Annotated in this window: 13 protein-coding genes; 5 read left to right on the top strand and 8 right to left on the bottom strand. The window is 36.3% G+C overall.

What is annotated here, in order from left to right; genetic code table 11:
- Window positions 1–9: 9 nt before the first annotated feature.
- Window positions 10–1,914 (bottom strand): heavy metal translocating P-type ATPase, encoded by a 1,905-nt coding sequence (locus MHB58_RS17540; RefSeq protein WP_340735728.1) that lies wholly within the window; start codon window positions 1,912–1,914, stop codon window positions 10–12.
- A 215-nt stretch (window positions 1,915–2,129) separates the two neighbouring features.
- Here MHB58_RS17540 and MHB58_RS17535 point away from each other — a divergent pair, with 215 nt between their 5' ends.
- A complete protein-coding gene (locus tag MHB58_RS17535) occupies window positions 2,130–3,509 on the top strand; it encodes an L-cystine transporter (protein ID WP_008405708.1) in 1,380 nt (459 codons plus the stop codon).
- Between the two features lie 408 nt (window positions 3,510–3,917).
- On the opposite strand, the gene MHB58_RS17530 is transcribed toward MHB58_RS17535, so the two are convergent.
- Entirely contained in the window at window positions 3,918–5,456 is a 1,539-nt protein-coding gene (locus MHB58_RS17530) for a fumarate hydratase (protein WP_014822702.1), read from the bottom strand.
- Window positions 5,457–5,710: 254 nt separating this feature from the next.
- Window positions 5,711–5,896 (bottom strand): SE1561 family protein, encoded by a 186-nt coding sequence (locus MHB58_RS17525; RefSeq protein WP_008405711.1) that lies wholly within the window; start codon window positions 5,894–5,896, stop codon window positions 5,711–5,713.
- Between the two features lie 451 nt (window positions 5,897–6,347).
- Here MHB58_RS17525 and MHB58_RS17520 point away from each other — a divergent pair, with 451 nt between their 5' ends.
- Window positions 6,348–7,508, top strand: coding sequence for an MFS transporter (locus tag MHB58_RS17520; protein WP_014822703.1), 1,161 nt, complete (start codon window positions 6,348–6,350; stop codon window positions 7,506–7,508).
- 16 nt (window positions 7,509–7,524) lie between these two features.
- Here the strand turns inward: MHB58_RS17520 and MHB58_RS17515 are convergent, their stop codons facing one another.
- Window positions 7,525–7,761: a carboxypeptidase gene (locus MHB58_RS17515; RefSeq protein WP_014822704.1), complete on the bottom strand. Its 237-nt coding sequence runs from the start codon at window positions 7,759–7,761 to the stop codon at window positions 7,525–7,527.
- Between the two features lie 293 nt (window positions 7,762–8,054).
- Here MHB58_RS17515 and MHB58_RS17510 point away from each other — a divergent pair, with 293 nt between their 5' ends.
- From MHB58_RS17510 to MHB58_RS17500, 3 genes are all read left to right on the top strand, one after another.
- Window positions 8,055–8,975 carry a glycoside hydrolase family 16 protein gene (locus tag MHB58_RS17510; protein WP_014822705.1) on the top strand — a complete coding sequence of 307 codons (921 nt, stop codon included), beginning with the start codon at window positions 8,055–8,057 and terminating at the stop codon, window positions 8,973–8,975.
- 93 nt (window positions 8,976–9,068) lie between these two features.
- The gene (locus MHB58_RS17505) at window positions 9,069–10,439 is read left to right on the top strand and encodes a glycosyltransferase (RefSeq protein WP_014822706.1); all 1,371 of its coding nucleotides are present in this window, start codon (window positions 9,069–9,071) and stop codon (window positions 10,437–10,439) included.
- A 4-nt stretch (window positions 10,440–10,443) separates the two neighbouring features.
- Window positions 10,444–11,370, top strand: coding sequence for a polysaccharide deacetylase family protein (locus tag MHB58_RS17500; RefSeq protein WP_340735727.1), 927 nt, complete (start codon window positions 10,444–10,446; stop codon window positions 11,368–11,370).
- 211 nt (window positions 11,371–11,581) lie between these two features.
- Here the strand turns inward: MHB58_RS17500 and MHB58_RS17495 are convergent, their stop codons facing one another.
- From MHB58_RS17495 to MHB58_RS17480, 4 genes are all read right to left on the bottom strand, one after another.
- Window positions 11,582–11,977, bottom strand: coding sequence for a VOC family protein (locus tag MHB58_RS17495; RefSeq protein ID WP_014822708.1), 396 nt, complete (start codon window positions 11,975–11,977; stop codon window positions 11,582–11,584).
- A 114-nt stretch (window positions 11,978–12,091) separates the two neighbouring features.
- On the bottom strand, window positions 12,092–13,453 hold the full coding sequence (gene rlmD / locus MHB58_RS17490) for a 23S rRNA (uracil(1939)-C(5))-methyltransferase RlmD (protein ID WP_340735913.1): 1,362 nt from the start codon (window positions 13,451–13,453) through the stop codon (window positions 12,092–12,094).
- A 131-nt stretch (window positions 13,454–13,584) separates the two neighbouring features.
- Window positions 13,585–14,370: a polysaccharide deacetylase family protein gene (locus tag MHB58_RS17485; RefSeq protein WP_014822710.1), complete on the bottom strand. Its 786-nt coding sequence runs from the start codon at window positions 14,368–14,370 to the stop codon at window positions 13,585–13,587.
- Window positions 14,371–14,419: 49 nt separating this feature from the next.
- On the bottom strand, window positions 14,420–15,319 hold the full coding sequence (locus MHB58_RS17480; protein WP_340735726.1) for a TIGR01777 family oxidoreductase: 900 nt from the start codon (window positions 15,317–15,319) through the stop codon (window positions 14,420–14,422).
- Window positions 15,320–15,375: the final 56 nt, after the last annotated feature.

Below are 15,375 nucleotides of genomic sequence, written 5' to 3'. Positions count from 1 at the left end.
ATTATTGGACTAAACATTTTTACTTAGCATACGTAATCCATTTAAAATAACTAAAATTGTACTGCCTTCATGACCAATAACGCCTAGAGGAAGGCTGATTGCTTGGAAGAAGTTCGAAATGATCAGCAGAGCAATAACCGTTAATGAAAAAATAATGTTCTGTTTCACGATACGCTGCATTTTTCGCGAAAGCTTAACGGCATGGGCAATTTTAGATAAGTCGTTTTTCATTAATATTACATCCGCTGTCTCTAGTGCGACATCTGTACCGCCACCCATTGCAATACCGACGGAGGCAGTAGCAAGGGCAGGGGCATCATTGATACCGTCACCAACCATGCCGACATGGCCGGATGTTTTTTTGTATTGCTTAATATGCTCGACCTTCGTTTCCGGCAAGCACTCCGCCACATAAGTCGAAACACCAGCTTCTTTTGCAATTGCTTTTGCGGTTGTTTCATTGTCACCAGTCAGCATGGCTACATTAATACCTAGCTCTTGCAGTGCAGCTACCGCCTTTTTTGCCTCTTCCCGAACGACATCTTTAAGAGCGATAAGTGCTGCAATGCCTTGGTGATCTTTAAGAAATACAACTGTTTTACCTTCATTCGCTAATTGTTCGAGCGCTCCATCAGCAAATTGTTTTGCCAATTTTGCTCCAACAAAGTCAGGTTTTCCGATTATATAGGATTGTTCATTAAACTGCGCTTTCATTCCGTAACCAGGAATATCTTCTATGGTAATATTTTGCTCGTTGATGACACCCTGCTCTTTTGCGAATGCGTTAATCGCCTGTGCAAGGGGATGGTTTGACTGTCCTTCAATCCCTGCTATTAAAGCTAACGTCTGCTGTTTGTCTAAATCATCACGAACAATAAAATCTGTCACAACAGGTGTCCCTTGTGTTAATGTACCAGTCTTATCTACTGCCAATACGCGGATCGAGCTTAAATTTTCTAAATGCACACCGCCTTTAACAAGTATCCCGTTTCTCGCACCATTGGAAATCGCTGAAAGGGTAGCCGGCATAATAGAAGCAACTAATGCACAAGGAGAAGCAACAACAAGTAATACCATTGCGCGGTAAAGAGTTGTCGTCCAATCCCAGTCTAATAAATAGTGCGGTAAAAACATCATGAGTGCTACGGCCAATAATACTGCTTTTACATACACACTTTCAAAGCGTTCAATAAACTGTTGGGAAGGTGATTTTTCGCTTTGTGCAGATTGAACAAGTGTAATGATTTTTTGGAACAATGTTTCGGAACTCGGCTTTGTTACTTTTATAGTTAACACACTGTTTAAATTTACTGTACCGGCAAAAACTTCATTACCTGCTTTTTTCGTAATAGGCATTGATTCACCGGTAATCGCTGCCTCATCAACTGTTGAAATACCTTTATAAATTTCGCCATCTGCCGGTATACGTTCACCTGGTTTTACTAATATATGATCGTTTACCTTCAAATCTTTTACGGAAACTTTAATCGGTTCAAATCCGCCTCGTACAAGCCATGCTTCCTCTGGCTGCAGGTCCATTAATGAAGAGATTTCACGATTGTTTTTATTCATTGCATATGTTTCAAGTGCGCCGCTTAAGGCAAATATAAAGATTAATATAGCACCTTCCATCCAGTAACCGATAATGGCAGAACCAATGGCAGCAATAATCATTAAAATTTCTACATTTAAAGACTTGCTTTCTATTGTATCTTCAATACCTTCTTTTGCTTTTGCATATCCACCGATAAAGAATGCTGTTAAATATGCGATTACAGCGGCTGTCGTTTGCTCTGTTGACTCCATTCGCCACGCGAGCAAAATGATAAAGCCGGATACTAAAGCTGCAATTAATTCTTTGTGTTCTAAGATTTTCTCATTTAATGATAAGTTTTCTCGATTAGAATTAATCATAAATACCTCCTTGATAATGATTATTACTATTGATAAGGACTGATAATGAATTTCAATTAGATTAGAATTATTTCTTATTTATAATAATTATAATATAGGTCATTTATTTTGTAAATAACATACAATAGAGAATTAAAAAAAATAATGCCTACTTGACTTATAAGGATTATAGAGTAATATAATGAAGTACATTTATAAAATTGGAGGAGTATACTTTGAATTTCTACGTATTGCTTAATATTGCTTTGCTGCTTATTGTCATTGCTTTTTTATATTTCCTTAAAACGAAGCATGTTAAGTTTTCAAATCGTGTTTTTATCGCCTTAGGTTTAGGTATTATACTTGGGGTAGGATTACAATTTGCATATGGGGTAGGGTCGGATGCCATTAATGAAACTGTGCCATGGTACAACATCGTCGGAACAGGCTATGTAAAGTTACTGCAGATGATTGCAATGCCTTTAGTATTCATTTCGATATTAGCTGCATTTACAAAAGTGACATTTGGTAAAAACTTAGGTAAGTCAGCAGCGGTTATTTTATCAGTTTTAATCAGTACAACTGCTGTTGCAGCTGGTTTAGGTATTGCATCAACAGTGTTATTTGACTTAGATGCATCTCAAATTATGCAAGGTGAGGCTGAAATTGCACGCGGTGAATCATTGGTTGAACGTTCGGCAGAAGTGACACCTTTACCTGAACAGATTTTATCAATGTTTCCTGCAAATCCATTTGCGGATTTAACAGGATCTCGTGCAACATCAACAATTGGGGTTGTAATTTTCGCAGCATTTTTAGGATTTAGTTATTTAACACTCCGTCGAAAAGAAGAAGAAACGGCGGCAAATGTTAAAAAAGGTGTCGATGCACTCTACGGTTTAATCATGGGTGTTGTACGAATTATTTTACGTTTAACTCCATATGGTGTAGCTGCCATTATGGCACGTACCGTTGCAACGAGTGATTTAGGGGCGATTATGGATTTAGGTAAATTCATCCTAGCTTCTTATGTTGCATTGATCGCTATGTTCATTCTGCATTTAATCATTGTGGCATTAACAGGTTTAAGTCCATTAACTTATTTGAAAAAAACAGCTGAAGTACTGCTATTTGCATTTACTTCACGTTCAAGTGCAGGAGCATTACCGTTAAATATTCAAACGCAGACAAAGCGTCTTGGTGTTCCGGATGGCATTGCCAACTTTGCTGCTTCATTTGGTCTTTCAATCGGGCAAAATGGTTGTGCGGGTGTTTATCCGGCAATGTTGGCCGTAATGATTGCACCGACAGTGGGTATTGATCCGTTAACACCTGGCTTTATCGCAACATTAATTTTAATTGTGGCGATTAGTTCATTTGGTGTGGCAGGTGTAGGTGGTGGTGCGACATTCGCAGCCATTATCGTCTTATCTGCAATGGATTTACCGATTGCGTTAGCAGGTGTTTTAATTTCGGTAGAACCTTTAATCGACATGGGTCGTACAGCGCTTAATGTAAGCGGGTCAATGGTTTCAGGTGTCGTATCAAGCCGTGCAACAAAAGAGCTCGATACAACAGTCTATAATGAACCAGCCGATACACAATTAGTTCAATAACATGAAAAAGTAAAGCAGCACAGACAAATTCTGTGCTGCTTTTTTTAACCAAACAATCGATCTCGCATAAAAAAGCATGCGCTGAAAAATAGCCAAAGCATTAATGAAAGATATAGGTATATATATTCAAGGGTTACGTAAGGGAGAATAATAATCACATAAATTGTATACGAAAGGGCAACAAGAAAGCTGCGTCTATACTGATATTTAGTACTCACGTGTATTTGGGCAGCTATAAATAATGCATTAATCAATATCTTAATATAGAGCATATAACACCACCTATACCTTATATAATAAAATAGTATAGCATACCAATAAAAAGAATAGTTAGAATTATATGTAATTTAAAATACGGAAATAAAAAACGACTTCAACCATTTAGGAAGAAGTCGTTTTTCATAACTATTAGAATACACGCTCTGCATGCAATGCTAGTTTATCTAAAGAAGATTTCTCTACATCAGCATGTAATGAGTTACCATGAGAGTCCATCGTTACTACTGCAGTAAAGTCTTTTACAGTTAAGTGCCACATTGCTTCTGGAATTCCGAATTCCATTAAGTCTACACCGTCAACTGACTTAATGCAGTCTGCGTAGTACTGAGCTGCACCGCCGATTGCATTTAAGTAAACGCCACCGTGTTCTTCTAAAGCTTTAAGAGTTTTTGGTCCCATACCGCCTTTACCCATAACAGCACGGATACCGAATTTTTTCATGATGTCGCCTTGGTATGGCTCCTCACGAATTGAAGTTGTTGGACCAGCAGCTTTTACGACCCAGTTGCCTGCTTCGTCTTTCGCCATTACCGGACCACAGTGGTAAATAATTTGACCATCTAAATCTACTGGCGCTTCTACACCTTCACCGATTAAGTGGTGGTGGATTGCGTCACGACCTGTGTACATACGGCCAGAAATTTTTACTACGTCCCCAACTTTAAGTGAACGAATTTTTTCTTCAGTAATCGGTGCAACCAATTCAACTACTTTGTTGTCCGAGTTTTCTTGTTTTTCTTCATCACGGAAAGTGATTTTTTCACCTTCTTGGTAGTGCCAGTTTGTGATTTCGCCAGTCGCCGGATCGATATCGATTGCCATACGACGGTAAGCCCAACAGTTGTAAGCTACAGATACGAAGAATGAAGCTGGTAAACGGTCCATTACACCAATTTTACAACCTAGTAATGTTGCTTCACCGCCGAAGCCCATTGTACCAACACCGAATGTATTTGATTTTTCTACAATATACTGTTCTAGTTTTGCTAAGTCTTCAATTGGATTCACATCATCAACATGACGGAATAATTGCTCTTTTGCAAGATCATAACCTGAAGAGCGGTCACCACCAATACCAACACCGATGAAACCAGCAGAACAGCCTTGTCCTTGTGCTTGCCATACAGAATGTAAAATACATTTACGGATACCGTCTAAGTCACGACCAGCGCGGCCTAAACCTTCTAATTCTGTAGGTAAAGAATATTGGATATTTTTGTTTTCACAGCCGCCGCCTTTTAAAATAAGCTTCACTGTAATATAGTCATTTTCCCATTGCTCAAACTTTACTACTGGAAGTCCAGCGCCAATGTTTGTTCCAGAGTTTTTACCAGTCAATGAATCAACTGAATTCGGGCGTAATTTTGCATCACCAGTAGCTGCAGCAATTGCAGTGTGGATTGCTTTTTTAATTTCGATTTGGTTTACGCCAACTGGAGTATATACTTTAAATGTTGGTAGACCCGTATCTTGACAAATTGGAGATACATTATCTTCTGCCATTACAATATTTGTAGTGATTGTGTCTAAAGACATCGCTGCACGTGTACCAGCATTTTCTGCTTCTTTTGCAGCTTTAATAGCACGACGAACGTCTTTTGGTAAGTTAGTAGATGTTTCAGTTACTAAAGAATAAAGACTTTTTTCTAAAGTTTCTAAGTATGCCATCTTATTTTTCCCCCCAGAAAAATATGTGTATTTTGATCAATAAAATTAATATAAGTTAGAACAAAACTTTCACGAAGAAATGAATGTTATGTCTTTCTTAATAAACCATCTTACATTATAACTCTTTTAATGTGGAAAAAAAAGAGCGCTTACATGAATGTTTGTCAGATTAAAAGAAAAAACGGCGAATAATAGCAGAACTAGTCAAAAGAATGAAAAAAGCAATACCCAGTGTACAGGTATTGCTGAATTCTCTATTTATCTTCGCGGGATTGGAATTGATCCATTTTTTCTTCTAAATCATCCATCATTTGAATTAAGCGATCAATATCTTCAATTTCCGTCGTTTCAGGATCGATTGCATCAAGCACTTCAAGGAAAATTTCCAGGCGTTCTTTTAAATATGTTACTTGCTGTTCTTTGTTTGTAATTGGCTTCATAATGTATGATGCTCCTTTTGTATTGACTTATTAATATTATACTACGCTATTTTCTAAAAGTTAAACAACAACTTATAGTATATATCGGACTAACCTATTAAATTAACTTTAAAAAATAGGAAATTGTATAGTACTTGTTAATTATTTTAACATTCTGTTAATTTTGAATATTTACATTAATGAAGTGTTATGATAAAGTAAATTCATACTTAAATACGAAGGAGATGGTCGGAAAAAACATGTATAGACAAACTCAAGAAAAGGAGGAAGTTTAAACATTTACGGCTATTCGCCGATACGACTGTTTACGCAACGCAGAAATGGAATATAGTGATATTTAAAACCCCGGTTAACTTTTAGAGATAAAGTTAGCTGGGGTTTTTGAGTTTACTTTTATTTCTCCTAAAAGCTGTGATACGATGAATTGTATGAACTAAGGGAGAAAATTGAAATGAGTTATGAACAGCGCAGGTTTACGATTTTAGTTATTATTGTATCAATTTCAGGATTTTCGCAAGGAATGCTTTTACCTCTGATTTCGGTGATTTTTGAAGGGGATGGCGTATCCTCAACGCTCAATGGTTTGAATGCCACAGGTTTATACATAGGAACATTATTAATCTCGCCGTTTATCGAGCAGCCATTACGCAAATATGGGTATAAACCTATTATCCTATTTGGTGGGGCACTCGTTTTCATGTCACTGTTTTTATTTCCATTTTGGAAAAGTGTCATGTTTTGGTTTATACTCCGGCTGTTAATTGGCATCGGTGATCATGCACTGCATTTTTCAACACAGACTTGGATTACATCAACTACAGCTACACATAAACTCGGTAAGAGCATGTCAATATACGGCATATCTTTTGGAGTAGGCTTTGCTGTTGGCCCATTGTTTGTCCCGCTAATTAAAATATCGGAAAGCTTTCCGTTTATTATTTCGTCGGCATTATGTTTATTAGCATGGTCGTTAATCTTTTTCGTGAAAAATGAAAAGCCGGAAGCGTTGGCAGGAGATGCAAATGAATCAGGTATCAAACGTTATAGTCTAGCTATAAAATACGGATGGATTGCCTTTTTGCCGCCGTTTGTTTATGGCTTTTTAGAATCGTCACTGAATGCTTTATTTCCGGTGTATGCTTTACGAAAAGATTTTGACGTAGCATTTGTATCCATTATTTTGGCTGGCTTTTCGATCGGAGCGATTGTTATGCAATTTCCGCTTGGTGCATTAGGTGATAAAATGGGTCGCCATAAAGTCATTGTTTCAGGGCTCTTTGCCGGAAGCATATTTTTCTTAATAGGCAATTTCTTTGAGCATTCGGAACTGTTTGTAGCTGCTGTCTTTTTTTGTGCAGGAATGTGTGTCGGTTCGATGTTCTCACTCGGTATTACATATATGACCGATTTGACTCCGAAAGAGCTGCTGCCGACAGGGAACTTGCTTTGTGGTATATTCTTCAGTTTAGGCAGTTTAACTGGTCCGCTTTTAGGCGGTTTATATTTGGAAGTTTTCCCGAGTAGCGGATTTTTATTTGTTATTTCGGTCATGCTGCTGACAGTTGCAGTGGTCATACTCTTTTTTGGCAAATCGAAAAAAATAGCTATATAAAAAAGCAGACGTTCTCTTACTTGGAACGTCTGCTTTTTACTGAAAAGAAGACTATTGCGGTAAAAATCATTGCTAAAATTATGTAGATGAACACATTTAAATAGTTTACACCACCAAATGTAACAGCAGCTTGAAGTGAGCTTGCTGAAGTTGCTGAATTTTCATCATTGCTTTGAAAGATGAGGCCTGCAAAAGATGAAATCGCCCAATAAGAAATAATAAAAGTGATTACTACAAATAGAAAATTCTTCATATTAATACCTCCTGGCGATTACTATTTTACATGAAAAGTAAAGCAGTGGGGGGTCTTCTAAAATAATTCATATTAAAAAGTACGAAGTTTCTGGAAACTGCATTTATGCACCAGGTTATTAATTAACTCCAATAATTTATTAGATTATTAACTTCTTGTTCCACTAATCCTTATATATTGCTTCAAAAGATATACGAAACCTTTTTAATTAAAATAATTATTTCTAAAGTGTAGGTGTTTTGGCATATTATTTATTTAAGTAGAATATCTTAATTGGGGAGTGAAGAGAATTAATGAAGAGACTTTATAAATTTTTTTTCTTAACAGTACTTTCTTTGGTAATGTTCCTCACCCTACTTAAATTTATTTTTAATGATACCGAGGATAAAATACTTAAACCTCTAATTGAGCAAGGTATTCAAAAATCTGAAGAAACAATATTATTACCGAACGATAATAAAAGTTGTTTAAAAGAAACTCCTACATTTAATATCCCTAATAATGAACCAAAAAAACAAATTACTTCAAATCATGATGATTGGGTATTGATTTGGCAAGATGAATTTGAGGACAATTGTATAAATATAAACAATTGGAATATAGAAGATTTCGCAGCCGAGAAAAATAATGAACTACAACATTACACTTCTAATAACGTCAAGGTTGAAGACGGTGTCTTAAAGTTAATAAGTAAAAATGAAAGGTATAAAGGGAAGAAATATACCTCTGGTGCAGTTCACACAAAAGGGAAATTTGACTTATTGTATGGAAAAGCTGAAATGAGGGCTAAATTACCAACTGGTCAAGGGATATTCCCCGCCTTTTGGTTGATAACAGATAAGGAAAATACTTGGTTGCCGGAAATAGATATTATGGAAATGTTAGGTCACCAACCCAATGAAATCTGGATGGTTTCACATTGGCTAGGTGAAAATGGGAAGTTAAAGAGTGATTTTTCCTCCTATACAGGTGAAGACTTCTCTAAAGAATTCCATACCTTTAGTATTGAATGGGCGCCAGATTCAATTTCGTGGTTTATTGATGGTATTGAAAGATTTAAATCCACTATGTATATTCCTAATGAGAATATGTATTTATACTTAAATACTGCTATTGGCGGGAATTGGCCTGGATCTCCGGATCATACTACGGGTTTTCCGGCCATTTATGAAATTGACTATGTAAAAGTTTTTAAAAGAAATAAAGTAAATTAATTTTAATAATGTTTTTACCAAAAAACATTATTAATAGGGTTCTTTACTTTTCTTCCCACAAGAAATGCTTTTGCGAAATTGGAGGTTATAATAATGTTTTTAATTATAACAATTGGTCTTTTCTGTATTTTTATATTGTTCCATATATTATATATATTTGTACCATTGTATACTCTCCGCCAGCAAGCGTATGGTCATCCTTCAAAGGAGAAGGGGATTAGCATATTAATTCCTGCATATAACGAAGCACTTGTAATTGAAAATTGTTTGGTTGGAATTAAAAATTTAAATTATACCAATTTTGAGGTCCTATTTATAAATGATGGCTCCACTGATGACACCCTTGAAATATTCCACAAACATCTTAGACTAATTAAAACCCCCAGATTTAATTCCGGGTTACTAAATTATGAAAAGGTAAAGAACATTTACCATTCGCAAAAGTATACCAATATCTGGATAATTGACAAAAGTAATGGTGGAAAGGCAGATGCTCTTAATGCTGGCATAGACTTTGCGATAAACGAAATTGTAATTACATTAGATGCCGATAGCATTCTCGAGGAAAATTCATTAAATGAAATGAATCGAATATTTTCAGATGATTCAGTAATTGCAGCGGGTGGATTAGTAAAAGTTGTTCAGGGTTTTAAACACAGTGATGAAAAATTAACTCCTTTCTTTAAAATACCGGGCATAATCCGCTATCAAGTAGTGCAATATTTGACAGCATTTTATTTACACAAGACTACGCAATCAAAACTAGGATCGATTACAGTGATAGCTGGAGCATTCGGTGCTTTTCAAAGAAGTATACTAAATCAAATAAAAGGTTTCAGACAAACCGTAGGTGAAGATATGGACATTACGTTGAGGATTCATGAATTAATTAGCACATGTTTGAAGAATAAACGTATTGTATTTGTTCCTGAAGCAGTTTGTTATACTGAATGCCCTTCAAGTTTCAAAAGTTTATACACCCAGCGAATCCGTTGGCAAAAAGGATTTATGGATTGCATTATAACCTATCGTAAGTCATTGTATCGAAAAATGAATTTTAAAGTATCAACCTACTTACTTTTAGACTCACTACTCCTTGGAACACTCTCGGCTTTCCCAACCCTCATGATTCCAATTCTCATATTCTTTTCTTTAAATCATATTAAATTTTTCCTTATTCTTTTTATAATTTCATTTGTATTGGTAATTATGCAGGTGATAGCTTCATTACTAGTTTCAAAAAGATTTGGTCACAGTTATAGCTTAAAAGATAAATTTTTACTGTTTTTATTTTTACCATTCGAGGTAATCTTATATCGACTTACAGAGTTATTTTTTGTTTCGATTGGAACAATTTTATACTTTTTTAAAAAGGATGGATGGAACCCTTCAGAACGTATTGGACAGCCAATAATTCTTAATACCAGAGTGGAAATTAATATTAAAGATACTCTCGGAGGTTAATGTATTGAAAAAATACATCATATCAAACTTTTTATTTACCCTCTCTTTCCTCATTATATTTACACCTTTATGTTATATACTTTACAATTACATTTTATCTTTCGATGTTCCCTTTGTAGCAGCTAAAGAACCATTAAGTAATGCTAACATTTCTTCCATTTCAATTAACCGTAATTTTTCTGATTTTGAGGAGTATGCCGACAAGGTAACAGTTTTAATGTATCATCAAATTATTCCTGAGAATCAATTAAAAAAACACCATTTCACAGAATCGGGGGACATAATTGATGAAGTCGTAACACTTGAACAATTTATTGAACAAATGAATTATTTAAAGGATGAAAATTTTACTGTTTTATCATTAAAGGAATTCGAATCTTTTATGAATAACCAGAAGAAAGTGCCAGCAAAAAGTGTGTTGATTACATTCGATGATGGATATAAGAATATATTTGAATTTGCTTATCCAATTTTACGAAATCATGGGTATAGTGCTGTTAATTTTATCATTACTAGTTTAATTACAGAGAAAAATATTTTATATAACCCTCTCGATCACCAATATGCAAGCATTGAAGAATTAAAAGAAGCAGCGGATGTCTTTGATTATGAAAACCATACTCACTCCTTTCATAAGGTTTACGATAACGGAGAATCATACTTAGTATTATACGAAGTTGAAAAGGTGAAGGCTGATATTGCTAAAGCAAAGGAATGGTTAGGAAATTCAATAGCCTTTGCAGCTCCTTACGGGAATTATAATACCAATACATTAGATATATTAAGAGAGTTGGATATTAAAATGGCTTTTACCATTAAGCCTGGTTACGCTGAATCATCTCAACATATCCTTGAGATTCCTAGGCAGGGGATTTATCCATTTTATGCTTTAAAGGATTTTAAATATATTCTAGAGCAAAGCACTAACTAACTAATCCGTAAGTTAAAGTTCTTTCCCGCAACTATATGAAAGGGTAGGGCTTAGATAAGAGATTAAAGCTTAATTTCTTTAATTTTGCGCTCAATAATAAATAAAATTACTTGTAATTACGAAGGACCTATTCATAATAGGCCTTCGTGAAATCCTTACACATAGTATGGTAGTATCTAAAATAGCTAGCGGTTCGCTAATTCAATTTATGTTATTTTGCTTCCGGATCCGGTTGATGTAGACCAAATATATTATTTTCAGTATCAAGAAAATATCCTTGCCAAGCCATACCTGGCAGCGCATATTTCGGCATTGCTACTTTGCCGCCGTTTGCTAAAATCTTTGCTTCGGTTTCATCATAATTGCTTACGCCTAAAGTACATACTGCAGAGTTAACACTTTGTCCTTCTGCAGGGGAAGGCCCTTGTCGCTGCATTAAAGCACCATTAATTCCCGGATATTGATCGTCGCCAGTAATCGCTCCCAAATACGGCATGCCTGCATATTCACTATAATCCTCAAAACTCCATTCAAAAACAGCCTCATAGAAATTTTTCGCGCGTTCCATATCATCTACATGAATTTCAAAATGTATGATTCTTCCCAAAATAATCCCTCCGAAAATATATTTGATTTAATATTGCGTTAATTGAAGTGTATATGCAAGTTTTTACCAAGAGAAAAAACCTACACAAAATTTTGTGTAGGCGTATGGAACATATTATTTTTTTAATGTCAGTTTCACGACACATTCAACCTGTGCTGTTTGCGGGAACATATCGACTGGTTGAATATATTCAACGTTGTAACTCTTTGATAATTCCTTTAAATCACGCGCTAGTGTTGAAGGGTTACACGATGTGTAAACAAAACGCTTTGGTTTAATTTTTAATACAGTTCTAATAAAGCCTGGCTCTAAACCTGTGCGGGGTGGATCCACACAAATGACATCTGGACGGTAATCTTCTTTTGACCAGCGGAAAAGCCATTTATCTGCAGAGCCTGGGAAGAAACGTACATGCTGCAGATTATCGTTTGTACGTGCATTATACTTCGCATCAGCAATTGCTTCGTCGACATTGTCCATACCGCGGACTTCACGGGCACCTTCTGCCAGCCACATACCGATTGTTCCAACACCGCAATATGCATCGACAACATTTTCTTTCCCTGTCAGTGCTGCAGCTTTTTTAATTTCATTATATAAATGTACTGTTTGTTCAGGATTAAGCTGGAAAAATGCACGAGTTGATAAATCAAATGCAAATTCACCCAACTTTTCATGAATCGCTTCTTTTCCGTCTAAAATAAAAGTGTCAGGTCCAAATATAAGCGATGTCTTCTCACGGTTGACGTTTTGTGTAATGGAAACGATTGAAGGATCAATCTTTTTAATGCGTTCAATTAACTCTTCTTTATGCGGAAGCTCACGGCGAGTTGTTACAAGACATACTTGTGTTTCGCCAGAGCGCATACCTGTACGAACAACAATTGTTCGAACTAAGCCATTTAACGTTTTCCCATCATAAATCGGGATATTTAGTTTCTGTAAAATTTTACGAGTAGCAACTGTAATTTTTGAAGTTACAGGATGCTGTACAAGACAATCATTAATATTTAGAAGCTGGTTAGTTCCTTCAGTAAATAGACCTGCATATACACGCTTGCCTTCTTTACGTACTTGGAACTGGGATTTGTTGCGGTAATGCCAAGGATTATCCATTCCGATCGTTGGGCGGATTTCAGCAGTTTGTCCAATTTCTTTTGCGTATTTTTCGAATGCCTGTACGACGATATCACGCTTATTCATTAACTGCGCTTCATAAGTCATATGCTGTAATTGACAACCACCACATTCAGAATACACAGGGCAAGGTGCTTCTTGGCGGAATTCGCTTGCTTTACGTATTGCCAAAATTTCCGCTTCAGCAAATTTCGGGGATACTTTTGTTAATTTTACTGTTACTTCTTCCCCAGGAATCGCACCTTTTACGAATACGACATTGCGTTTATAAAAACCGACACCTTCACCATTAATGCCAAGGCGCTTTATCGTTAACGGGAACTTTTGCCCGACTTCCATTTTTAGTTCACTCAAGTTTACACGTCCTTTAAATAGAGTAACTCGCACCAAAATTTAGTGCGAGTCACTTCCTTTTCTTCATCATTTCAGTATAGCGGAAAGTACAATGAAAAGAAAGGAACGCTACTTTTTTAATACGGGGAAATTTTTTCGTATTCAAGCACCAGATCATCCAGAGAGCCAAACGTGTAACCTTGTGCTTTAGCATCTTTTATGAATTGAGGTATCGCTTCGGCATTATCCTGAGCTACCGTATGCATTAAAATAATTGCACCTGGATGTAGCTGGTTCATTAGTGCATCATAAGCATATTTTGCGCCGCGTCGTTCATCTTTTAGCCAATCTTTAAAAGCGATGGACCAGAACATATGGCGATAGCCCACTTCATTGCCGACTTTCAAAACTTCTTCATTAAAGATACCTTCTGGCGGTCGGGCATAATAAGTCCGTTTGACACCAGTCAATTCATTTAATTTATCATCAAACCGTTTCCATTCCTTCTTCATTTCTTCAGCGGACAAACGCGCCATATTCGGATGCCCATAAGAGTGGTTTCCGATAATATGGCCATCTTTAACCATCGTTTTTACTAAATCGGTCGCGCTTGTTAAATAATGACCGGTCAAGAAGAAAGTGGCCGGAGCTTTTTCTTCCCGCAAAGTATTTAAAATACTCTCGGTATAGCCATTTTCGTAGCCGTTATCGAATGTTAAGTAAACGATTTTCTTTTCTTCATTGCCTTTATAAATGGCACCGTATTTACTTAACATAGATTCAAGCGGTTCACCTATTTCTACAGGCTCGCCATTACGGCTTGGCTTGAAGCCCCAATGAAATTCCTCGGCTTTTGCAACAGACATAAAGGATATAAATGTGGCAACTAACACGAAGCTAATCCCTAAAATATGTTTTTTCAATGAAAAAGCAACCTCCTTTTACAAGGTAGGTTGCGTGAAAAGCATTGTTTTATTCATATAGATCACGAATTGCATCTTCCACAGAAATAAACTTGAATTCAAAATTTGCGTTTAACAATTTTTCGGGTAATACATGCTGTCCTTCCAGTACGAGCATACTTTTTTCACCAAGAGCGATCTTTAAAGCAATACTTGGAACCGGGAACCAATGTGGACGCTTCAATGCATGACTTATTGATTGCCCGAATTGCTTCATTCGTTTTACATTTGGTGTTGTAAAATTAATTGGCCCTGATAATGTATCGTTTTCGATTGCAAAAAGTATAGCACGTGCTACATCCTCTACATGAATCCAGCTAAGCCACTGTCTGCCTGATCCAATTGTTCCGCCAACACCAAGCTTATAAGGAAGTACCATCATCGGCAATGCACCTTCGCCTTTTTCCAAAATAACGCCAAAACGGGTTAAACAAGTGCGAATGCCTAGTTGTTGAGCCTGCATTGCTCTTTCTTCCCATTGGACTACAACGTTTCCTAAAAAATCAGATGCTTTTTCAGGAGCTTGTTCTGTATAAACAGCTTTTTCAGAAACAGGATAAATACCAACAGCACTCGCATTAATAAGTACTTTTGGTTTATCCATTAAATTTTGTAGTATACGGATGACTTCATCGGTAGATTCGATTCGGCTTGATAGTATTTTTTGTTTTTGTTCATCTGTCCATCGACCTTCATTTAGTGATACTCCGGCTAAATTTACAAATGCATCAGTATTTTCCATGTAAAGCTCGGGTGTCGAGTCATCGTTTAGCCATTGTACATAGTGGATGTTATTTTTAACTTGCTGCTCTCCCCGAGTTAAAATTATGACTTCGTGACCTTTTTCAAGTAATAGCTTACTCAACCTTCTGCCAACCATTCCTGTCCCACCTGCAATTGCAACTTTCATACAAACACCGCCTTATTTCATTTCGTTAGTATCAGTATACCGTTCGATGAAACTAT

The organism is Solibacillus sp. FSL K6-1554 (assembly GCF_038005185.1).
Lineage (GTDB): Bacteria > Bacillota > Bacilli > Bacillales_A > Planococcaceae > Solibacillus > Solibacillus silvestris.
This window is presented reverse-complemented; position numbering and strand designations above follow the sequence as displayed.